The sequence below is a fragment of the Streptomyces sp. NPDC001941 genome, from assembly GCF_040296945.1.
Lineage (GTDB): Bacteria > Actinomycetota > Actinomycetes > Streptomycetales > Streptomycetaceae > Streptomyces.
Window position 1 is genome coordinate 74,532 of record NZ_JBEOYE010000032.1, and the last position, 21,537, is coordinate 96,068.

General features: G+C 75.3%; 18 protein-coding genes and 1 pseudogene. 13 read left to right on the forward strand and 6 right to left on the reverse strand.

Annotated features, from left to right (window positions below):
- Window positions 1–136: 136 nt before the first annotated feature.
- On the reverse strand, window positions 137–586 hold the full coding sequence (locus ABT160_RS22165; protein ID WP_351649442.1) for a hypothetical protein: 450 nt from the start codon (window positions 584–586) through the stop codon (window positions 137–139).
- 176 nt (window positions 587–762) lie between these two features.
- On the opposite strand from ABT160_RS22165, the gene ABT160_RS22170 reads away from it, so the two are divergent.
- From ABT160_RS22170 to ABT160_RS22190, 5 genes are all read left to right on the forward strand, one after another.
- A complete protein-coding gene (locus tag ABT160_RS22170) occupies window positions 763–1,617 on the forward strand; it encodes an ABC transporter ATP-binding protein (protein ID WP_351649443.1) in 855 nt (284 codons plus the stop codon).
- A 13-nt stretch (window positions 1,618–1,630) separates the two neighbouring features.
- Entirely contained in the window at window positions 1,631–4,195 is a 2,565-nt protein-coding gene (locus ABT160_RS22175; protein ID WP_351649444.1) for an ABC transporter permease, read from the forward strand.
- Window positions 4,196–4,272: 77 nt separating this feature from the next.
- Window positions 4,273–4,725 (forward strand): GNAT family N-acetyltransferase, encoded by a 453-nt coding sequence (locus ABT160_RS22180; RefSeq protein WP_351649445.1) that lies wholly within the window; start codon window positions 4,273–4,275, stop codon window positions 4,723–4,725.
- A 229-nt stretch (window positions 4,726–4,954) separates the two neighbouring features.
- On the forward strand, window positions 4,955–6,301 hold the full coding sequence (locus ABT160_RS22185; RefSeq protein ID WP_351649446.1) for a hemolysin family protein: 1,347 nt from the start codon (window positions 4,955–4,957) through the stop codon (window positions 6,299–6,301).
- Window positions 6,298–7,314, forward strand: coding sequence for a hemolysin family protein (locus ABT160_RS22190; RefSeq protein WP_351649447.1), 1,017 nt, complete (start codon window positions 6,298–6,300; stop codon window positions 7,312–7,314). The genes ABT160_RS22185 and ABT160_RS22190 overlap by 4 nt, the downstream gene beginning before the upstream one ends.
- A gap of 70 nt (window positions 7,315–7,384) precedes the next feature.
- On the opposite strand, the gene ABT160_RS22195 is transcribed toward ABT160_RS22190, so the two are convergent.
- Window positions 7,385–7,624 carry a holin gene (locus tag ABT160_RS22195; RefSeq protein WP_351649448.1) on the reverse strand — a complete coding sequence of 80 codons (240 nt, stop codon included), beginning with the start codon at window positions 7,622–7,624 and terminating at the stop codon, window positions 7,385–7,387.
- Window positions 7,625–7,752: 128 nt separating this feature from the next.
- Here ABT160_RS22195 and ABT160_RS22200 point away from each other — a divergent pair, with 128 nt between their 5' ends.
- From ABT160_RS22200 to mug, 3 genes are all read left to right on the forward strand, one after another.
- Window positions 7,753–8,523, forward strand: coding sequence for an SGNH/GDSL hydrolase family protein (locus tag ABT160_RS22200; protein WP_351649449.1), 771 nt, complete (start codon window positions 7,753–7,755; stop codon window positions 8,521–8,523).
- A 193-nt stretch (window positions 8,524–8,716) separates the two neighbouring features.
- A complete protein-coding gene (purB, locus tag ABT160_RS22205) occupies window positions 8,717–10,153 on the forward strand; it encodes an adenylosuccinate lyase (protein ID WP_351649450.1) in 1,437 nt (478 codons plus the stop codon).
- A gap of 5 nt (window positions 10,154–10,158) precedes the next feature.
- Window positions 10,159–10,752, forward strand: a complete 594-nt coding sequence (gene mug / locus ABT160_RS22210; RefSeq protein ID WP_351649451.1) for a G/U mismatch-specific DNA glycosylase — start codon at window positions 10,159–10,161, stop codon at window positions 10,750–10,752.
- Between the two features lie 3 nt (window positions 10,753–10,755).
- On the opposite strand, the gene ABT160_RS22215 is transcribed toward mug, so the two are convergent.
- Entirely contained in the window at window positions 10,756–11,196 is a 441-nt protein-coding gene (locus ABT160_RS22215) for a hypothetical protein (RefSeq protein WP_351649452.1), read from the reverse strand.
- A gap of 154 nt (window positions 11,197–11,350) precedes the next feature.
- On the opposite strand from ABT160_RS22215, the gene ABT160_RS22220 reads away from it, so the two are divergent.
- Window positions 11,351–12,508 carry an ROK family transcriptional regulator gene (locus ABT160_RS22220; RefSeq protein WP_351649453.1) on the forward strand — a complete coding sequence of 386 codons (1,158 nt, stop codon included), beginning with the start codon at window positions 11,351–11,353 and terminating at the stop codon, window positions 12,506–12,508.
- Window positions 12,509–12,588: 80 nt separating this feature from the next.
- On the opposite strand, the gene ABT160_RS22225 is transcribed toward ABT160_RS22220, so the two are convergent.
- Both ABT160_RS22225 and sigJ read right to left on the reverse strand, forming a co-directional pair.
- Window positions 12,589–13,332: a GntR family transcriptional regulator gene (locus ABT160_RS22225; RefSeq protein WP_351649454.1), complete on the reverse strand. Its 744-nt coding sequence runs from the start codon at window positions 13,330–13,332 to the stop codon at window positions 12,589–12,591.
- Between the two features lie 264 nt (window positions 13,333–13,596).
- Window positions 13,597–14,484: an RNA polymerase sigma factor SigJ gene (gene sigJ / locus ABT160_RS22230; protein ID WP_351649455.1), complete on the reverse strand. Its 888-nt coding sequence runs from the start codon at window positions 14,482–14,484 to the stop codon at window positions 13,597–13,599.
- Window positions 14,485–14,761: 277 nt separating this feature from the next.
- On the opposite strand from sigJ, the gene ABT160_RS22235 reads away from it, so the two are divergent.
- The gene (locus ABT160_RS22235) at window positions 14,762–15,592 is read left to right on the forward strand and encodes an alpha/beta fold hydrolase (RefSeq protein ID WP_351649456.1); all 831 of its coding nucleotides are present in this window, start codon (window positions 14,762–14,764) and stop codon (window positions 15,590–15,592) included.
- A 576-nt stretch (window positions 15,593–16,168) separates the two neighbouring features.
- On the opposite strand, the pseudogene ABT160_RS22240 reads toward ABT160_RS22235, so the two are convergent.
- A pseudogene (locus ABT160_RS22240) lies at window positions 16,169–16,630 on the reverse strand (EamA family transporter); the annotation flags it as partial.
- On the opposite strand from ABT160_RS22240, the gene pdxR reads away from it, so the two are divergent.
- From pdxR to ABT160_RS22255, 3 genes are all read left to right on the forward strand, one after another.
- Complete coding sequence (gene pdxR, locus ABT160_RS22245; RefSeq protein ID WP_351649457.1) at window positions 16,621–18,099, forward strand: MocR-like pyridoxine biosynthesis transcription factor PdxR; 1,479 nt, start codon at window positions 16,621–16,623, stop codon at window positions 18,097–18,099. The pseudogene ABT160_RS22240 and the gene pdxR sit on opposite strands and share 10 nt — an antisense overlap.
- 126 nt (window positions 18,100–18,225) lie before the next feature.
- Window positions 18,226–19,809 (forward strand): alkaline phosphatase D family protein, encoded by a 1,584-nt coding sequence (locus ABT160_RS22250; RefSeq protein ID WP_351649458.1) that lies wholly within the window; start codon window positions 18,226–18,228, stop codon window positions 19,807–19,809.
- Window positions 19,810–19,938: 129 nt separating this feature from the next.
- Complete coding sequence (locus tag ABT160_RS22255; RefSeq protein ID WP_351649459.1) at window positions 19,939–21,366, forward strand: SWIM zinc finger family protein; 1,428 nt, start codon at window positions 19,939–19,941, stop codon at window positions 21,364–21,366.
- The last annotated feature ends 171 nt before the right edge of the window (window positions 21,367–21,537 follow it).

Genomic DNA, 21,537 nt, shown 5'->3' on the forward strand with positions numbered 1-21,537 from the left:
CGCCCCCGGCGTGTCCGCGTCGGCGGCGCCGGGGCCCTACATGCTAAGGCCCTGTCCGGATCACGCAGCGGACAGGGCCGGGAATCGCCGTGGGGCGCCAGGGCCCCGGGGGCGCGGCGGGGGGATCCGCCGGGGGCTACTTCTCCAGCTGGTCGGCGAACGCCCGGAGCGCGTCGGCGAGTTCCTTCTTGGTGGGCAGCTTGTCGACCTTGCCGTTGAGCTGGTCGACCTTCTTGTTCAGCTCGTCGATCTTCTTGCCGAGGTCCTCCTCGGGCGGGGTCGACGGCCAGGGCGACCCGCCGGAGGTGCCGCCGGTGACCTGTCCGCCGTCGGTGCCCCCGGAGCCGCCGACGCTGCCGCCGCTGTCGGCGCCACCGGTGTCGGTGCCGCCGTCGGTGCCGCCGGACACCTGGCCGGACGTACCGACGGAGGGCTGCGGGGTGGGCTCGACGACGCCCACGGGCTCCTCGCGCGGGGCCTCGGCGCCGTTGGCGGCCAGTGCGCCGATCCCGAGGACGCCGAGCGCGGCGACGCCGACGAGGGCGGTCCTGAATCGTGCGGTACGGGTGATGCGTATGTCAGCCATGGGACGGACGGTAATCGTGAGTCGCCGTGGAGGCGACGCTTCCGGCGCGTCCTCCCACACCTCCGCACACACCCTCCGCGCACACCCTCCGCGCGACGGATACCGCATCGCGCCCGCCCGGCCTAACCTCGGGAAGCCGTACGGGAATCGGGACGACCACGACCCGGGAGGCCGCCTTGTCCCCCACTGGCACCACGAACGGGCACGGCGCGGGCCCCCTCGCCGCGCGGGCCCGCGCCCTCACCAAGGCGTACGGCTCCGGCGAGACGACCGTGCTCGCCCTGGACTCCGTCGACGTCGACATCGCCCGGGGCAGGTTCACCGCCGTGATGGGCCCCTCCGGGTCGGGCAAGTCCACGCTGATGCACTGCCTCGCCGGGCTGGACACCGTCTCGGCCGGCCAGGTCTGGCTCGGCGACACCGAGATCACCGGCCTGAGGGACCGGGAGCTGACCCGGCTGCGGCGTGACCGGGTCGGCTTCATGTTCCAGTCGTTCAACCTGCTGCCGACGCTGACCGCCGCCGAGAACATCACGCTCCCCATGGACATCGCGGGCCGCGCCCCCGACCGCGCCTGGGTCGACCGGGTCGTCGACACGCTCGGCCTGCGCGACCGCCTCGGTCACCGCCCCGCCCAGCTCTCCGGCGGCCAGCAGCAGCGCGTGGCCTGCGCCCGGGCGCTCGCCTCCCGCCCCGAGCTGATCTTCGCCGACGAGCCGACCGGCAACCTGGACTCGCGCGCGGGCGGCGAGGTCCTGTCGTTCCTGCGCCAGGCGGTGGACCAGCTGGGGCAGACGGTGGTGATGGTGACGCACGACCCGGGCGCGGCGGGCCACGCGGACCTGGTGGTGTTCCTCGCGGACGGGCGGGTCGTGGACGTGATGCGGGAGCCGACGGCGGAGGCGGTCCTGGAGCGGATGCGCCGCTTCCCGGGCGGCCCGGGAAGCGCGCCGGAGGCCGGGCGCGGGCCGGGGACGGCGGAGCCCGGGCCGGGTACGGGACGCGGGCCGGGGCCGGGCGGCGAGGGCTGAGGGGGCGGCGGGCGTGCTGAAGGCGACGCTGCGCGGCTTCCTCGAGTACAAGGGAAGGCTGTTGCTGTCCGCCCTCGCGGTGGTCCTGTCCGTGGCGTTCGTCGCGGGCAGCCTGATCTTCTCCGACACGGTGGCCCGTACCTTCGACCGGCTGTTCGCCTCGACGTCCGCCGATGTGACGCTCTCGCCGAAGGAGGGCCTTGCGGAGTCGCTGCCCACCGGTGTCGTACGGACCGTGCCGGCCGCGCTCGCCGGGCGGCTGCGCGCGGTGGCCGGGGTCGCCGGGGCGCGCGTGGTCGTCAGCACCCAGAACGTCACCGTGGTCGACGCCCACGACAAGCCGGTGGGCTCCACCACCGGTGCCCCCACCATCGCCACCAACTGGCGCGTCACCGACCGCAGTCCGGTACGGCTGACCAGCGGGCACGCGCCGCAGGGAGCCGGGCAGGCGCTGCTCGACGCCGACACCGCGCGCACCCGGAAGCTGGGCGTCGGCGACCGGCTGACCGTGGTGGCGCCGCCCGGCTCGTTCCGCGTGGAGGTCGTCGGCATCGCCACCTTCACCACCACCAACCCCGGTGCCGCGCTGCTGTTCCTGGACACCCCGACCGCGCAGGCGCGGCTGCTCGGCAGGGCGGACGCGGCGACGGCGGTCGCCCTCGACGCGGCGCCGGGCGTGTCCGACGACGTGCTCAAGGCGCGGGTGGCCCGGGTCCTGGGCGACGGCTACACGCTGCGCACGGCCGCCGAGGCGGCCAAGTCGGCGACGGAGCAGCTGGGTTCGTTCCTCGACGTCGTGAAGTATCTGATGCTGGGGTTCGCCGGGGTCGCCGTCCTCGTGGGCGTGTTCCTCATCGTCAACACCTTCTCCATGCTGATCGCCCAGCGCACCCGGGAACTGGGCCTGCTGCGGGCGCTGGGCGCCGACCGCCGCCAGGTGCGCCGCTCGGTGCTGACCGAGGCGCTGCTGCTCGGGCTGGTCAGCTCGACCGTCGGGCTCGGCGCCGGCGTCGGGCTCGCCGCCGGGCTGATCGCGCTGATGGGCCTGCTGGGCATGAACCTGAGCACCGCGGAGATGGTGTTCGGCCCGGTCACCCCGCTCGCCGCGTACGCCGTCGGCGTCGGCGTCACCATCGTCGCCGCCTACCTGCCGGCGCGGCGCGCGTCCCGGGTCTCCCCGATGGCCGCGCTCGCCGACGCCGAAGTGGGCGGCACCGGGCGGCCGTTGCGCGTACGGGCCGTGGCCGGCGGGCTCGTCGCGGCGGCCGGGGCGGCGGCCCTGGCCGGGTGCGCGGCGGCCACCCGCACCGCGACCGCGTCCTCGCTGCTCGGCCTGGGCGTGGTCCTCACCCTGGTCGCCACGGTGGTCGCCGGGCCGCTGCTCGTCCGCCCGGTGATCCGGGTCCTCGGCGGGGCCTTCCCGCGGCTGTACGGGCCGGTGGGCCGGCTCAGCCAGCGCAACGCCCTGCGCAACCCCCGGCGCACCGGCGCCACCGCGTCGGCGCTGATGGTCGGCATCGCCCTGGTGGCGGGCCTCTCGGTGGCCAGCGCCTCGATGACCAGGTCGCTCGACGAGCAGATCGACCGCACCCTGGGCGCCGACTTCACCGTGCAGAACGCCGGTTTCCAGCCCTTCCCCCGGGAGGTGACCGACCGCGTCCGGGCGACCGCGGGCGTGGGCACGTTGGTGCGCCAGCGGTTCGCGCCGCTGGAGCTGCGGCTGCCGGACGGCACGCGGGTGCGCACCGGCGCCGCCGGGTACGACCCCGGTCTCGACCGGGTCGCCCACCTCTCGTACGCGAGCGGCGGCACCCGGGCCGCGCTGGCGCCGGGCGCGCTGGGCATGGCCGGGGACTTCGCCGCCGAGCACGGGGTGCGGACCGGGACGGTGCTGCCGGTGGAGTTCCCCGGCGGCCGCACGGCGCGGCTGCGGGTCGGCGCGCTGACCGACCTGGAGCAGGCGGAGTCGCCCGGGGCGCCCGGCGGGGTCTTCATGGGGCTCGGCACGGTCGAGGCGTACCTGCCGGGCGGACAGGACGCGGTGGTGCTCGTGGACGCGGCGCCGGGCGTGGACCCCGGGGTCCTGCGCGCCTCGCTGGAGGCGGCCCTCACGCCGTACCCCCAGGTCCAGGTGCGCGACCGGGCCGACTACAAGGAGCTGGTCCGCCGGCAGGTCGCGGTCCTGCTCTACCTGGTGTACGCGCTGCTCGGCCTGGCGATCGTCATCGCCGTGCTCGGCGTGGTCAACACCCTGGCCCTGTCGGTGGTCGAGCGCACCCGGGAGATCGGCCTGCTGCGCGCCATCGGCCTGTCGCGGGCCCAGCTGCGCCGGATGATCCGGCTGGAGTCGGTGGTCATCGCCGTCTTCGGCGCGCTGCTCGGGCTCGCGCTCGGCCTGGTGTGGGGCGTGGCGGTGCAGCGGGTGCTGGCGCTCCAGGGGATGCGGGCCCTCGCGGTGCCGTGGGGCACGGTGCTCGCGGTGGTGGCCGGGTCGGTGGTGGTGGGCCTGGCGGCGGCCCTGCTCCCGGCGCTGCGCGCCTCGCGGATGAACGTACTGGCCGCGATCGCGCACGAGTGAGCTCCGGAGCATCCGCGGGGCGTCCGGGAGGTGGAAACCCGTCGACGGGGCGGGTGGGGCGGTGATGGGATCCCGCCATGACCGAACTGCGCGTGCGCCACGCCTCCCCCGCCGACCTCGACGCCGTCCTCGACTTCTGGCGGACCTCCGCCGAGGGCACCAGCGTCTCCGACGACCGCGCGGGGGTGGCCCGGCTCGTCGAGCGCGACCCCGAGGCGCTGCTGCTCGCCGAGCGCGACGGGGTCCTGGTGGGGACCCTGATCGCGGGCTGGGACGGCTGGCGGGCCTCGCTCTACCGGCTGGCCGTGCTGGAGCGGGCGCGCCGCACCGGGGTGGCGACCGCGCTGCTCGGCGCGGCCGAGGACCGGTTCGTGGCGGCGGGCGCGCGGCGGGCGGACGCCATGGTCCTGGTCCGCAACGAGCTGGCACGGCATGCGTGGGCGGCGGCCGGGTACGCGCCGCAGGAGGAGTGGCGGCGCTGGGTGAAGCCGCTGGCTCCCGCCGCGCAGGGGCACGGGGCGGGACACTGAGGGGGCGAGGGGCCGCACGAAGAAGCCCTTTGCCGTCCCTTTACCTTGACCTCTACAATGGTGTCGAGCCACGCTTCCGTGGCCCCCGACCCCCGTACGAAAGGTGTGAGCGTCCGCCCATGGGCGAGCCTCCCAGTAGCCGCTTCCTCATCCGTCCCCGCGCGATCCCCGGCCGTCTGGCCGATCATGGTTTCCGTCGGCCGTCCTCTCGGCGGACGGAGGTGAACCGATGACCGAAGTGCTCCTGCTCGTCGTGGCGCTGCTGCTCTCCCTGGCCTGCGGCGTGTTCGTCGCGGCCGAGTTCTCCCTCACCACCATCCAGCGCGGCGAGCTCGAACGGGCCGTGGAGCGGGGCGAGCGCGGGGCCTCCGGCGCCCTGAAGGCCGTACGGTCCCTGACCTTCCAGCTCTCCGGCGCCCAGCTCGGCATCACCGTGACCAACCTGGTGGTCGGCATGCTCTCCGAGCCGTCGATCGCCAAGCTGATCCGCGGCCCGGTCGAGGCCGTCGGCCTCTCCCCCTCCGTCGCCTCCTCGGTCGCGCTGGTCCTGGGCACCGCCCTGTCGACCGTCGTGCTGATGGTCGTCGGCGAGCTCGTCCCCAAGAACTGGGCGATCTCCTCGCCGCTGGCCGTCGCCAAGGTGGTCGCCACCCCGCAGCGCTGGTTCACGGCCGCCTTCAAGCCGCTGATCAGCCACCTGAACAACACCGCGAACCGCATCCTGCGCCGGATGGGCATGGAGCCCACCGAGGAGCTCGCCTCCGCGCGCAGCCCGCAGGAGCTGGTCGCCCTGGCCCGCCACTCGGCCAAGGAGGGCGCGCTGGAGGCCGACACGGCCGAGCTGTTCGTCCGCACCCTCAACCTGGCCGAGCTCACCGCGGAGAACGTGATGACGCCCCGCGTCCAGGTCACCGCGCTGGAGGCGCAGGCCACCGCCGAGGACGTCGCCAACGCCACCCGCGCCACCGGCCTGTCCCGCTTCCCCGTCTACCGGGGCAGCCTGGACACCGTCGTCGGCACCGTGCACATCAAGGACGTGCTGGCCGTCCCGGCCGCCGAGCGCCGCCGCAAGCGCGTCTCGGACCTGCTGCGCGAGCCGCTGCTCGTCCCCGAGTCGCTGACCGTGGACCGGCTGCTCGACCAGCTGTCCGGCAAGCGCACCATGGCCGTCGTCATCGACGAGTACGGCGGCACCGCGGGCGTGGTCACCCTGGAGGACATCGTCGAGGAGGTCGTGGGCGAGGTCCGCGACGAGCACGACCCGCACGAGACCGCGGACCTGGCCCCCGCGGGCGAGGACCCCGAGGGGCGCGCCCTGTGGTCCGCCGACGGCGCGGCCCGCACCGACCAGCTGGAGGCCATCGGCCTGCGCGTGCCGGACGGTCCGTACGAGACGCTGGCCGGCCTGGTCGCCACCGAACTGGGACGCATCCCGGACGCGGGCGACAGCGTGGAGGTCGCCGGCTGGCGCCTGGACGTGGTGGACGCCTCCGGGCGCCGCGCGGCCCGGGTCCTGATGCACGCGCCGGAACCCGCCGCCGCGCACTCCGGTGACGCCGAGGAGGCCGGCCGATGATCGCCGTACAGCTGCTGATCGGTTTCCTCACCCTGGTGGTGAACGCCTTCTTCGTCGGCGCCGAGTTCGCCCTGATCTCGGTGCGCCGCAGCCAGATCGAGCCGGAGGCGGAGCGCGGCGACCGCCGGGCGCGCAGCGTCCTGTGGGGCCTGGAGCACGTCTCGGCGCTGCTCGCCGCCGCCCAGCTCGGCATCACGCTGTGCACCCTGGTGCTCGGCATCGTGGCCGAGCCGGCCATCGCGCACCTGCTGGAGCCGGTGTTCGACATGGTGGGCGTGCCGCACGCGCTGGTGCACCCGATCTCGTTCGTGATCGCGCTGGCCGTGGCCACGTACCTGCACATGCTGCTGGGCGAGATGGTGCCGAAGAACATCGCGCTGGCCGAGCCCAAGCGGGCCGCGCTGCTGCTCGGCCCGCCGCTGGTGGCCGTCGCCCGGGCGCTGCGCCCGGTGATCTTCGCGATCAACGCGTTCGCCAACTTCCTGCTGCGGCTGCTGAAGGTGGAGGCGAAGGACGAGGTCGCGGCGACCTTCTCGGACGACGAGCTCGCCCGGATGGTCACCGACGCCGGTGACGCGGGCCTGCTCGACGACCGCGCGGCCGAGCGGCTGCACGACGCCCTGGAGCTGGGCCGCCGCCCGGTGCGCGACGTCGTGAAGTCCGTGGAGCACGTGGTGTACGCCCGGGTGGGCACCACCCCGGAGGAGCTGGAGCGCCTCGCGGCGCAGTCCGGCTACTCGCGCTTCCCCGTGGTCGACACCGGCCGCCGGATCCTGGGCTACCTGCACGTCAAGGACGCCCTGGACGCCTCGCCGCGGGACCTGCCGATCCCGGTCTCCGACATGCGGCCGATCGCCCGGATCAAGGCGACCACGCCGCTGGACGACGTGCTCACCGCGATGCGCCGCAGCCGTACGCACTTCGCGGCGGTGCTCGACGAGGACGGCAAGCTGGCCGGTCTGGTCACGATGGAGGACGTCCTGCGGGAACTGGTGGGGCGCCCGGCGGCGTGACGCCGGCGGACCACTGGTGAACGGGGCCCGGGGCGCCGGGGGCGGATGCCGCCCCCGGCGCCCCGGCGTCTCAGGAGCCCGTGGGGCGGTCGGTGGTCTCGGTGATGCCGGGCCCCCTGCGCCCCACCCCGGAGGTGCCGACCGCCATCAGCACGGCGAGCAGCGCGGCCAGTCCGGCCGTCGCGAGGGCGGCCTTCCAGTCGACGTCGAAGAGGCTGGTGGCACCGGCCATGAGGACGGCGGCGAGGGACTGCGCGAAGGTGCGGACCGCCCGCTCGGCGGTGGCTTTCCAGAAGTCTGCGGTGAACATGTCCTTGACATACTGCGGAAGGCGTCCGCAGGACAACCCCCTCCGGCCCACGACCGGACCACCCCTCCGCCCCGGGTCGCACTCCCGGCGGGCGCGGGCGCGCGGGCGCGATATACGATCGGGCCGCCATGGGGATCAATGCCACGTACACCAGTCTCGTCGCGGTCGGCGACAGCTTCACCGAGGGCATGTCGGACCGGCTGCCCGACGGCTCCTACCGGGGCTGGGCCGACCAGCTCGCGGTCCGGCTCGCCGCCACCACACCGGGGTTCCGCTACGCCAACCTCGCCGTGCGCGGCAAGCTCATCAGCCAGATCGTCGCCGAGCAGGTCGATGTCGCCGCCGGGATGGGCGCCGACGTCGTCACGCTGGTCGGCGGCCTCAACGACACCCTGCGCCCCAAGTGCGACATGGGCCGGGTGCGGGCCCTGCTCGAAGAGGCCGTGGAGAAGCTCGCGCCGTCCTGCGGGCAGCTGGTGCTGATGCGCAGCCCCGGCCGCAACGGCCCGGTCCTGGACCGCTTCCGGCCGCGCATGGAGGAGCTCTTCGCGTACGTCGACGAGCTCGCCGCCCGCCACGGCGCCCTGGTCGTCGACCTGTACGGCGCGCCCGCCCTGGCCGACCAGCGCATGTGGGACGTGGACCGGCTCCACCTGACCGCCGAGGGCCACCGCCGCGTCGCGGAGGCCGTGTGGCAGACCCTGGGCCTGCCCGCCGAGGACGACTGGCGCGCCCCGCTGCCCGCCTCGCTGCCGCCCGGCTGGACCGCCCGCCGGATCGCCGACGCCCAGTTCGCCAGGCAGCACCTGGCGCCGTGGATCGGACGCCGCCTGACCGGCCGCTCCTCGGGCGACGGCCGCCCTCCCAAGCGCGCGGAGCTGCTGCCCTTCGAGGGCTGAGCACCGCACGGCCCGGCCGTGCGGTGCTCGCGCGCCGCGCGGACGGGTGCGGACAGCGGACGGGTGCGGACGGGTGCGGACAGACGCGACGGCCCGCGTCGAGGCGGTCACCGGGGCCACTGGGCCGTTCGTAGTAACGCACAACCCGGGCCGTGGCGCTGGCCTGCAGAAACCGCCAGTAGAATCTGGACACGTGACTGCCTCGAAGCCCCGCATCCCGAACGTCCTGGCCGGCCGCTACGCCTCCGCGGAGCTCGCCGTCCTGTGGTCCCCCGAGCAGAAGGTGAAGCTGGAGCGGCAGCTCTGGCTGGCCGTGCTGCGCGCCCAGAAGGACCTCGGGATCGAGGTCCCCGACGCCGCCGTCGGCGACTACGAGCGCGTCCTCGACCAGGTCGACCTGGCCTCGATCGCCGAGCGCGAGAAGGTCACCCGGCACGACGTGAAGGCCCGCATCGAGGAGTTCAACGCCCTCGCCGGCCACGAGCACGTCCACAAGGGCATGACCTCGCGCGACCTCACCGAGAACGTCGAACAGCTCCAGGTGCGGCTCTCCCTGGAGCTGATGCGCGACCGCACCGTCGCCGTGCTCGCGCGCCTGGGCAAGCTGTCCGGCGAGTACGCGGAGCTGGTCATGGCCGGCCGCTCGCACAACGTCGCCGCCCAGGCGACCACCCTCGGCAAGCGCTTCGCGACCGCCGCCGACGAGCTGCTCGCCGCCCACGCCCGCCTGGAGGACCTGCTCTCGCGCTACCCGCTGCGCGGCATCAAGGGCCCCGTCGGCACCGCCCAGGACATGCTCGACCTGCTCGGCGGCGACGCGGCCAAGCTCGCCGACCTGGAGCAGCGCATCGCCGGGCACCTCGGCTTCGCGCACGCCTTCACCTCGGTCGGCCAGGTCTACCCGCGCTCGCTGGACTACGACGTGGTGACCACGCTGGTGCAGCTGGCCGCCGCGCCGTCCTCGCTGGCCAAGACGATCCGCCTGATGGCCGGGCACGAGCTGGTCACCGAGGGCTTCAAGCCGGGCCAGGTCGGCTCCTCGGCGATGCCGCACAAGATGAACACCCGCTCCTGCGAGCGCGTCAACGGCCTGATGGTCATCCTGCGCGGCTACGCGTCGATGACCGGCGAGCTGGCGGGCGACCAGTGGAACGAGGGCGACGTCTCCTGCTCCGTGGTGCGGCGCGTGGCGCTGCCGGACGCGTTCTTCGCGTTCGACGGCCTGCTGGAGACCTTCCTGACGGTGCTCGACGAGTTCGGCGCGTTCCCCGCCGTCGTCGCCCGCGAGCTGGACCGCTACCTGCCGTTCCTGGCCACCACCAAGGTCCTGATGGGCGCCGTGCGCGCCGGGGTGGGCCGCGAGGTGGCGCACGAGGCGATCAAGGAGAACGCGGTGGCGTCCGCGCTGGCCATGCGCGAGCAGGGCGCCGAGCGCAACGAGCTCCTGGACAAGCTCGCCGCCGACGAGCGCATCCCGCTGGACCGGGCCCAGCTGGACGCCCTGATGGCCGACAAGCTGTCGTTCACCGGCGCCGCGGCCGACCAGGTGGCGTCGGTGGTCTCCCGCATCGAGGAGATCGCCAAGCAGCACCCGGAGGCCGCGGGCTACGCGCCGGGCGCGATCCTCTGACCCCGGTGCCCCGCACCCCGACGCGGTCGTCCGCGCCGGCCTCCCGCTCCCCGCGCTTCACGCCCGAGGAGCTGGAGGCCGCGCGGGACGCGCTGCTCCCCGACGTGGTCGCGGACGGCCTGTCCGTGCTGTTCTGCGGCATCAACCCGGGGCTGATGTCGGCGGCCACCGGCCACCACTTCGCCCGCCCCGGCAACCGCTTCTGGCCGGTGCTGCACCTGTCCGGCTTCACCCCGCGCCTGCTGCGCCCCGACGAGCAGGACGAGCTCCTCGCGTACGGCCTGGGCATCACCAACGTCGTGGCCCGCGCCACCGCGCGCGCCGACGAGCTGGACGCCCGGGAGTACGTGGAGGGCGGGCGGCTGCTCAAGGCCAAGGTGGAGCGGCTGCGGCCGCGCTGGCTCGCCGTGGTGGGCGTGACCGCCTACCGGACGGCGTTCGGCGAGAAGAAGGCCGCGATCGGCCCCCAGGAGCGCACCATCGGCTCCACCCGGATCTGGGCGCTGCCGAATCCCAGCGGCCTGAACGCCCACTGGACGGCGCGGACGATGGCGCAGGAGTACGGGCGCCTGCGCGAGGCGGCCGGGGCGACGGACTGAGCGTCACGGCGGGTCCACCTCCGTGATCACGGCGAGGAGCCGGAAGGGCAGCTCCCTGTCCCACTGCGAGACCCCGACGGCTATCCACCGCCCCTCCACCCGCCACAGCTGAAGGTCCACCACGTGGCAGCACAGCACCGCCCACGGCTCGGGTATCTCCTCGCCGTCCAGGCTCCGGGTGAGCGTCGAGTAGAGGCTGACCAGGTCCGGCGGCCCCCACCGCCGCTCCAGGACCAGCGCGAGCGCTTCCCGTTCCGCTTCGTACTGCTCGTGGACCGCCTCCCACCGCGAGCTCTCGTCGTCCCAGAACTCGTCCTCCCCCGTGTCCAGCTCGACCACGTGGTAGCCCGGGCCGCTGTCCCCCATGTCCGATCTGCCCTCCCGTGCGGGAAACGCACGGGTGCGGTGCAGCTCGATCGCGGCGACGTGCTGTGCGGTGGTCATGGCTCCCAGTAAAGCTTCCCCCACTGACAATTGGCGGTGCGTCAGGCGCCGGCCGGGGCCCGGCGGTCCCCGGACGGCCCGTGCGGCACTCGCAGCGCACCTTCGCCATTGAGTACGATCCGGCAGACACGCGCTCGAACTGGGAGGACACACGGTGGGGCGGCTGACCGGCGGGGATCCGTCGCTGTTGCGGCGGATCAACTCCGCGGTGGTACTCCATGCCCTGCGGGGCGCGGACGCGCGCACGCTCACGGACCTGACCCGGGTGACGGGTCTGTCCCGGCCCACGGTCGAGGGCGTCGTCGAGGGCCTGATGGAGACCGGCCTCGTCGTCGAGTCGATGCCGGAGGAGGGCGAGACCCGGCGCCAGGGGCGCCCGGCGCGGCGGTTCCGCTTCCGGGCGGAGGCCGGGCACCTGCTGGGCATAGAGATCGGCCCGCACCGCGTCTCGGCGCTGCTGTCCGGCCTGGACGGGCGCATCATCGGCGCCGGTTCGCGCGAGGTGTCCGAGACCGCGTCCGCCGACGAGCGCCTGGAGCGGGTGCGGGGCGTGGTGGCGGAGGTGCTGCGCCGCACCGGGGTGGCCCGCAGCAGCCTGTGGGCGGTCGGCGTGGGCACCCCGGGGATCGTGGAGGCCGAGGGGAACGTACGGCTGAGCACGGCCCTGCCGGGCTGGACGGGGCTCGCGCTGGGCGAGCGGCTGCGGCGCTCCTTCCGCTGCCCGGTGCTGGTGGAGAACGACGCCAACGCGGCGGCGGTGGCCGAGCACTGGAAGGGCGCGGCGACCGACTCCGACGACGTCGTGTTCGTGCTGGCCGGGCTGAGCCCGGGCGCGGGCGCGCTGATCGGCGGACGGCTGCACCGGGGGTTCGGCGGCGCGGCCGGCGAGATCGGCGCCCTGCACCTGCTGGGCCGCGACGTCACGCCGGAGCACCTGCTGTCGACGACGGACGAGCCGCTGCACCCGCTGGACGAGCAGGCGGTCGCGGACGTGTTCGCGCTGGCCCGCCGGGGCGACGTACGGGCGCAGGCGGCCGTGGAGCGGTTCAATCAGCGGCTGGTGCACGACGTGGCGGCGCTGGTGCTCGCGCTCGACCCGGAGCTGGTGGTGGTGGGCGGCTGGGCGGCGGGCCTGGACGGCGTGCTGCAGCCGCTGCGCGACGAGCTGGCCCGCTACTGCCTGCGGCCGCCGCGGGTGGCCCTGTCGCTGCTGGGTGACTCGGCGGTGGCCACGGGCGCGCTGCGGCTCGCCCTGGACCACGTGGAGGAGCAGCTCTTCGCGGTGGAGGGGACGGTCACCGCGCGGCGGTGACGCACGCGCGCACGCGAAGGAGGCCGGACCCCTGAGGGGTCCGGCCTCCTTCGTCCGTACGGTGTCCGCAGGGCGCCGGGTCAGGACGCGATCTGGAGGTCCCCTGAGTCGCCGAAGGTCAGGCGGCAGGTGTCCGCGCGGTAGGTCGCGACCGACACCGCGGAGATGCCGCCCTCGGTGAGGTAGCGGGTGGTGACGACGAGGACGGGCGCGCCGGGGAGGCGGTCCAGCTCCTTGGCGTCGTCGGCGCGCGCGGAGCCGAGCTCGACGGAGCGGTCCTGGCCGCACAGGGCGAGGCGCTGGAGCTCGCGCAGCACGCCACGCGCGCGTGCCTGGCCGGACGGCGCGTCCATGGCCGACAGGGCGGGCACCGAGGAGGCGGGCACGTAGAGGAGCTCGGCGGCGACGGGCTGGCCGTGGCCCAGGCGCAGGCGGCGCACCACGTGCACGGGCTCGTCGGCCTCGACGTCGAGCAGGCGGGAGACGGCGGGGGGCGCGATCGCGCGAGTGCCGTCGACGGCCTGCCAGGCGGTGTCCTCGCCGACCCCCGGCCACTGGTGCTGGGTGGTGGAGACGTCCACGCCCATGCGTGGCGGGGCGACGGTCGTGCCGACGCCGCGGCGGCGCTGCAGCCGGCCTTCGAGTTCGAGCTGTTCCAGCGCCTGCCGGAGCGTGGCCCTGGCGACGCCGAAGCGCGCGGCGAGCTCGCGTTCGTTCGGCAGGATCTCCCCCACCGCGAAGTCCGAGTCGAGCGCCTCGCTGATCACGGTCTTGAGGTGCCAGTACTTCGGCTCCGGTGCCGTTTCGAGCTGCGTGGTCCCCACCCTGAATCCTCCGCAATCGCCGTTGCCCCGGCGGCTTTCCGTGCCCTTGTTTATTAAAGGTTCCTGCACTAACTCTGCGACCATAGGACGGGACACCCCCTTGGTCAAGACCAATCCTCTGTCCGTTACGCAGTGAAGTGCCCCCCGGGCGCACATCGTTCACACAACGTTCGCGATCCGTCGCACGGCGTGCGGGCACACGTCATGACCTGGACGAATACGAAGCGGAATCCGCTCATGCCCGGCCGGCGGAAGCGGAAATGGTCACTCCATGCAGACACCGCGCAGTTTGTCGGGGTTGCGCATGATGTACACGCACTGGACGCGCCCGTCCCTGGCCTCCAACTGGAAGACGGAGTCCGGCCTTCCGTCGGCGAGGAACACGACCGCGGGCGCACCGTTGACCTCGGCGAGCCGCACGGTGAACGCGCCCTCGTTCATCCGGGCCACCCCCGCGAGGAACCGTCCGACCTTGTCGGCGCCCTCGATGACCTGGCGCGGGGCCTTGGACTTGCCGCCGCTGTCGCCCACGATCCGGGCGTCCGGCGCGAGCAGCGCCAGCAGCCCCCGCAGGTCACCGTCGGCGGCCGCCGCCAGGAAGCGCTCGGTGAGGTCGCGGCGCTCGGCGGGGTCCACGTCGTAGCGCGGCCTGCGCTCGCCGACGTGCCGCCGGGCCCGCCCGGCGAGCTGGCGCACGGCGGGCTCGGAGCGGTCCAGGGCAGCGGCGATCTCGGCGAACGGCAGCCCGAACGCCTCGCGCAGCACGAACACCGCCCGCTCCAGCGGCGACAGCGACTCCAGCACCACCAGGACGGCCACGGACACCGAGTCGGCGAGCACGGCCCGCTCGGCGGTGTCGGGCACCGTGGGCCCGAAGTCGGTGACCAGCGGCTCGGGCAGCCAGGGGCCCACGTAGGCCTCGCGGCGGGCCTTCAGCCGTCGCAGCCGGTCCAGGGCGAGCCGGGTGGTGGCCGTGATCAGGAAGCCGCGCGGCTCACGGACGTCCGAGCGGTCGTCGGCGCTCCAGCGCAGCCACGCCTCCTGGACCACGTCCTCGGCGTCGGCGACGCGCCCCAGCATCCGGTAGGCCACGCCCGTCAGGACGGCGCGGTGGGCCTCGAAGACGTCGGTCGCGCGGTCGTCGGCTGGCACGCCCCCATCCCAGCCCACGCGCGCGTGGGCTGTCCACTGGGCTTCCCCCGGGCCTTCACGGCGCCGCACCGGACGGCGGCCGCGGAACGAAGCCCCCGGAGCGGAGGCCCTCGGGACGGAAGCCCTCGGACAGGGCCTCGGGACGGAAGCCCTCGGACAGGGCCTCTTGAACTGGGGGCTACCGAGCGGTAATTGTTGCTGACAGGGTGTCTAAGACGTCCGGGCCGACCGGGTCCGACGGCCGCCCCGCACCGGTGTCCACGTCAGGAGCAGCAGCATGGCCGCACAGGTCTCCTTCACGATCGAGTCCCCGCAGGGCAGCCGCACGGTGTCCGTGGAGTACGAGCGGACGGGCACCGGGGAGCCGCTGCTCCTGCTGCACGGCATCGGGCACCACTGGCAGGCCTGGCAGCCGGTGATCCCCGTGCTCGCCGCCGAGCGGGACGTGATCGCCGTCGACCTGCCGGGGTTCGGGGCCTCCCCCGCGCTGCCCGACGGGATGGCGTACGACCTGTCCTCGGTCGTCCCGGTCCTGGGGGCGCTGTGCGAGGCGCTGGGCGTCGAACGGCCGCACGTGGCGGGCAACTCGCTGGGCGGGCTGCTCGCCCTGGAGATGGGCCGCGAGAAGCTCGTACGGTCCGTCACCGCGCTGTCCCCCGCCGGGTTCTGGTCGCAGGCCGAGCGCCGCTACGCCTTCGGCACGCTGCGCGCGATGCGGTCGGCCGCGCTGGCCATGCCGCTGCCGGTGATCGAGCGGCTGTCCCGTTCGGCGGCCGGACGGGCCGCCCTCACCAGCAGCATCTACGCGCGCCCGGGCCGCCGTTCACCCGAGGCGGTCGTCGCCGAGACCCTCGCCCTGCGGGAGGCGACCGGCTTCCACCAGACCCTGGCCGCCGGGCGCGACGTGCTCTTCCGCGACGACGTCACGGGGATCCCGGTGACCGTCGCCTGGGGCGAGCGCGACCGGCTGCTGCTGCGCCGCCAGGGCGTCCGCGCCAAGCACACCGTGCCGGGCGCCCGGCTGGTCCGCCTGCCCGGGTGCGGGCACGTCCCGATGAACGACGACCCCGCGCTCGTGGCGAGGGTGATCCTCGACACCAGCCGCTGAAGCCGCGGTGTGCGGATGTGCGGGCACGTCCCCGTGAACGACGACCCCGCGCTCGTCGCGCGCGTGATCCTCGACGGCAGCCGCTGACCGGCCCTTCCCGCCGCGCCACGCGCGCGTGAGGGCGCCCGAGCCGACCGCCGCGCCCGCCCCGACGAGCGCGCTGCCGACCGCCTGGGCGGCGCCGTAGGCTCCGGTCCCCACCAGCGGCGCGGTCAGCGCGGCGGCGACCGGGATCATGCCCGACAGCAGGGTCGCCCGCTCCACTCCGATGCGGCGCATCCCGGAGTAGTACAGGACGAACCCGGCGACGGTGACGACGGCGGCCTGCCACAGCAGCGCCGCCGCCTCGGCGCCCGTGGGCACCCGCAGGAACCCCGCGCCGTCCACGACGAGCCCGAGCAGCGCGGACTGCGCGGCGCCCACGGCGCACACCACCGCCGTGAGCAGCCGGGGGCCGAGCACCGACAGGACGGGGACGGCGAGCACGGTGAAGCCGACCTCGCCCAGCAGCGCGCCCACCGACCACACCATGCCCGCCAGGTCGGTGCGCCCCCAGCCCTGCACGGCGAAGGCCCCCGCCGCGACCAGCAGCGCCCCGCACAGCACCGCGGGCGCCGGCCTGCGCCCGGCCGCCAGCGGGACGAGCACCGCGACCACGACGGGCGCGCAGCCGACGAACACACCGGGCACCGCGGGCTCGGCGGTGCGCTCGGCGGCCAGCACGGACAGGTTGAAGCCGACCATCCCGACGGCCGCCAGGAGCCCGACGCGCAGCCACGCGCGCGGGGACAGCGTCCGCACCGGCGCCCCTCCGCCGCCCCGGAACAGCGGCAGGAGCAGCAGGAAGGCGAGGCCGTAGCGCAGCGCCTGGCCGCCCGCGTACGGATAGGAGCCGAGCACGCTGTTGGCGGTGAAGGACGCGCCGACGAGGGCGTAGGCGAGCACCACCAGGAGGGTGCCGCGCAGGGAGTTGGCGTTCATGGGCCCGACGCTAGGCAGGGCGGCGGCCCGGTTTAAGGTCCACTTCCATGACGCCATCGGGGACCACTCGCGGCCGTACGGACGGTGGAGGCGCGGGCGGCGGCGGGGACGGCGCGCCCGGCGGGCCGTGGAGCGCGGCCTGGGAACTGCTGCTGCCCGCCGCCTCGGCGCCCGCGCGCGGGCGTGGCCGCGCCCTCCAGTCGGCGCTGCGCGAGGCGGTGCGCTCGGGACGGCTGGCGGCCGGGACGCGGCTGCCGTCGAGCCGGGAGCTCGCGGCCGACCTGGGGGTGTCGCGGGGCCTGGTGACGGAGGCGTACGAACAGCTGGTCGCCGAGGGCTACCTGCGCAGCGGCCGGGGCGCGGGCACCTGGGTGGGCGAGGCCGCCCGCGCCGCCGCTCCGGTCGCGCGGGACCTGGCCCCGCGCGGCGCCGGGGTGCGGGTGGACTTCCGGCCCGGGGTGCCCGACCTGTCGCTGTTCCCGCGCGCCGCGTGGGCCGCCGCGCACCGGGCCGCGCTGGACCGGCTGCCGCACGCGGGGCTGGGCTACCCGGACCCGCGGGGCCTGCCGGAGCTGCGGGCGGCCCTGGCGGGGCTGCTGGCCCGGCGGCGGGGCGTGGTGGCCGATCCGGAGGCGCTGGTGGTGTGTTCGGGCGTGGCGCAGGCCATGACGCTGCTGGGGACGGCGCTGCGGGCCCGGGGGCACACGGCGGTGGGGGTGGAGGACCCGGGCAGCCCCGAGCACCCGGCGCTGTTCGCCGCGTCGGGGCTCGGCACCCGGTGGCTGCCGTTGGACGGGGCGGGCCTGGCACCGGGGCCGCTGGCGGCGTCCGGGGTGCGGGCGGTGGTGACGACGCCCTCGCACCAGTTCCCCTCCGGCCTCGCCTACACGGCCGACCGCAGGGCCGGACTGCTCTCATGGGCGCGGTCCGTGGACGGCTACCTGATCGAGGACGACTACGACGGGGACTTCCGCTACGACCGGGCGCCCGTGGGGGCCCTCCAGGGGCTCGACCCCGACCGGGTGGCCTACGCGGGCTCGGTGAGCAAGTCGCTGGCCCCGGGGCTGCGGCTGGGTTGGCTGCTGGTGCCGCGGGCGCTGCTCGCGGAGGTGGTGGAGCGCAAGCGGACCATGGACCTGGGCCATCCCGCCCTGGACCAGGCGCTGTTCACGGACTTCGTGGAGCGCGGCGGGTACGACCGGCAGCTGCGGCGCTGCCAGCGCGCCTACCGCGAGCGCCGCGACGCGCTGGTGGCGGCGCTCGCGGAGTGCCTGCCGGGCACGGAGGTGACGGGCATCGCCGCCGGGCTGCACGTCATCGCGCGCGTGCCCGCGCGCTACGGCCCGCAGCCGCGCCTGCTCGCGGCGGCCGGGGAGGCGGGCGTGGCCCTGCGCCCGCTGTCGGACTACGGCAGCGGGACCGCGCCCGGGGCGGGTCCCGTACCCCTGGTGATCGGGTACGCGCACCTGACGCCGGCGGAGATCGCCCGCGGGGTGCGCGCACTGGCACGGGCGGCGGGTCCGTAGCCCTCGGCCACGCGTGCGCGCGCGTTGTTCACGCCGGGTTCGCGTGGGCGCCGTCCCCGTCGCCTAGGCATGGGGGCGCTCCTGCCGCACCGGTCCCGACCCGATCCCCGCCCCGGAGGCACCCCCATGTCGCACCGTCCCGGCCCGCTCTCCCCCGGCCGCCGCACCCTGCTGCGCGGCTCCGCCGCGGCGTCCGCCGCCCTCGCCATGGGCGTGCCGCTCACCGGCGCCGCCCCCGCGCTGGCCCTGTCGGGGCGCCCCGACGCCCGGTGGGGCGTGCAGGTCGGCGATGTGACGCAGTCCTCCGCGCTGGTGTGGGTGCGCTCCGACCGCCCGGCCCGGATGGTCGTGGAGACCTCCGCGACGGAGTCGTTCCGCCGGGCGCGCACCTGGTACGGCCCGCTCGTCGGCGCGGCCACCGACTTCACCGGCGTGACCGCGCTCAGCGGCCTCCCGGCGGGCGAACAGGTCCACTACCGGGTCACGCTCGCCGATCCGCACGACCCGCGCCGCACGGGCCGGCCGGTGCGCGGCTCGTTCCGCACGGCTCCGGCGCGGCGCCGGGACGGGGTGCGGTTCCTGTGGTCGGGCGACGTCGCCGGGCAGGGCTGGGGCATCAACGAGGACATCGGCGGCTTTCGCGCGTACGAGGAGATGCGCCGGCTGGACCCGGACTTCTTCCTGTGCAGCGGCGACAACATCTACGCGGACGGGGTGGTCGAGCCGACCGTCACGCTGCCGGACGGCCGGGTCTGGCGGAACCTGACGACGCCGGAGAAGTCCAAGGTCGCCGAGACGCTCGACGAGTTCCGGGGCAACTTCCGCTACAACTTGCTCGACCGCAACGTCCGCGCGTTCAACGCGCAGGTGCCGTCCATCGTGCAGTGGGACGACCACGAGGTCCGCAACAACTGGTACCCCGGCCAGATCCTGGACGACGCGCGGTACGCGGAGAAGGACGTCGACGTGCTCGCGGCCCGCTCGTCGCGCGCGTTCCGCGAGTACTTCCCGGTCTCGACGCTCCACGCGCGCGGGCGCGAGGGACGCGTGCACCGCGTGGTGCGCCACGGCCCGCTGCTCGACGTGTTCGTGCTCGACATGCGCAGCTTCCGCAACGCCAACTCCCCCGACCGGCAGGCCGACGACACCACCGGCATCCTCGGCGCCGAGCAACTGGTGTGGCTCAAGCGGGAGCTGGCTCGCTCGCGGGCGGTGTGGAAGGTCATCGCGGCGGACATGCCGCTGGGCCTGGTCGTCCCGGACGGGGCGACGGACTTCGAGGCGGTGGCCCAGGGCGACCCGGGCGCCCCGCTGGGCCGTGAACTGCAGATCGCGGAGCTGCTGCGGTACGTCAAGCGGCGGCGGATCACCGGCACCCTGTGGCTGACCGCGGACGTGCACCACACCTCGGCGCAGCACTACCTGCCCGAGCGTGCGGCGTTCAAGGACTTCGCGCCGTTCTGGGAGTTCGTGACGGGTCCGCTGCACGCGGGGCAGTTCCCGGCGAGCGCGCTGGACGGGACGTTCGGCCCGGACCGGGTGTTCGTCCAGGCGCCGACGCGGGCGAACGTCTCGCCGATGGAGACGCCGCAGTTCTTCGGCGAGGTCGACATCGACGGCGACAGCGGCGAACTGACGGTGCGGCTGCGCGCCGAGGGCGGGAAGGTGCTCTTCACCCGGACGCTCCAGCCGGGGCGGGTCGGCCAGTGACGCGGGGGTGGCGGGGCCGCGCCGGACCCGGCACCGCCACCTCCGCCCCAACTCCCCTACGGGGCACCTGACCTGGGGCGTTGTACGTCCGACGGCCGATTGTCAGTGGCGGGTCCTACCGTCCTTGGCATGACGCGATCGATGCAGGCGCTGGCCTACTCACGCCCTTCCGCCCTGGAGTCCTCCTCCGCCGGGCGGCTCCTCGGCCTGGAGACCTCCCAGGGCCTGACCCCCAGCGGCGCCGAGGCCCACCCGCAGTTCTTCGCCGGGTTCCTGACCTCCCCGCGGATAGCCGCGGGCGGGCTCCTCGCGGTCGCCGACGTGGCCGCCACCCGCTACTACCAGCCGCGCGAGCGGGCCTCGCTCGACCCGGTGGTGACGGGCAACGGGGACCGGCTGCGGTTCGAGTCGTTCTCGGGCTGCGGCGGGGTGTACGCGCGCCTGGACGTGCTCAGCGAGGGCCTGGACGGGGCCGAGACGGGCCACGGCACCACCAACGTGGACGTCAACAACCCGCTGCGCGAGGCCCTTTCGCGGATGACCGGCGACGATCCGCTGCACCTGCGGGTGGGTCCCGAGGAGCTGGCCGTCACCACCCTGGAGGGCGGGCTCGTCGAGAAGAGGGTGCCGCTGCCCGACCGGTGGCTGCGCGGTTTCGCCGAGGCCCAAGTGGTCTCCTCCGGCTTCGACCTGCGGGCGGAGCTGCCCGCCGCCGAGGCCGTGCGGTTCCTGCGCGCGCTGCCCCGCTCGGTGAGCGGCGGCGCCCGCGGCGAGCTGTGGGTGGTGCCCGCTGGCCGCTCGCTGCGGCGCACCTCGCGCCCGGTGCCGGGCGCGGTGTGCCTGCCGGGCCCGGACCGGCTGGCCGCGCTGCAGCGGGTGCTGCGGTTCGCGACCTCGCTGCGGGTGTACGGGCCGGTGGCGGACGGGGCGGCCGTGGCGAGCGCCTGGGAGGTGGTGCTGCCGGGGATGCGGCTGACGCTCACGCTCTCCCCGGACGTGGCCCGGGGGTTCTCCGGCGAGGGCGGGGTGCTGGAGGCGCTGGCCACCGACGAGGCCGAGCGGGACGCCGAGCTGGTCTCCGTACTGCTGGCCTGGGAGCCGCGCATCGACCCGGCGGACCTGGCGGCCGAGTCGGGGCTGAGCGTGTCCCGGGTGCGGGCCGCGCTGACGCGCCTGGGGACGGCGGGGCGGGTGGGGTACGACGTGGCGGACGCGGCGTACTTCCACCGGGAGCTGCCGTACGACTCCGGGCGCGCCGAGCGCCACAACCCGCGCCTGGTGTCCGCCCGGGCCCTGGTCGCCGGGGGCGCCGTGGCCCTGGACGGCACCCTGGCGGTGGTCACCTCGGGCGAACGGCGCTACCAGGTGCGGGAGTCGGGCGGCGCGCTGCGCTGCACCTGCCGCTGGTGGGCCGACCACCGGGGCACCCGCGGCCCCTGCAAGCACGCCCTGGCGGTGCGCATCGCGCGCCGGGCGGACGCCCCGCAGGCCCCCGCTCCCGCACCGGCGACGGCCGCGGCGGCCGGCGGCGCGCGCCCGGCCGGGGGTGCCCGATGACGACCACCGCCGTGGAGGAACTGCTGCACGCCGTGCGGGCCGGGCGCGCCCAGGCCGTCGCCGCCCTGGTCCGGCCGCTGGACGCCGCCGCGCGCAAGGAGGCGCTGGGCGGGCTGAAGGCGCTGCGCGCCGAACTGCGCGGCTGGGGCTGGGACCGCTGGCGCGAGCGCG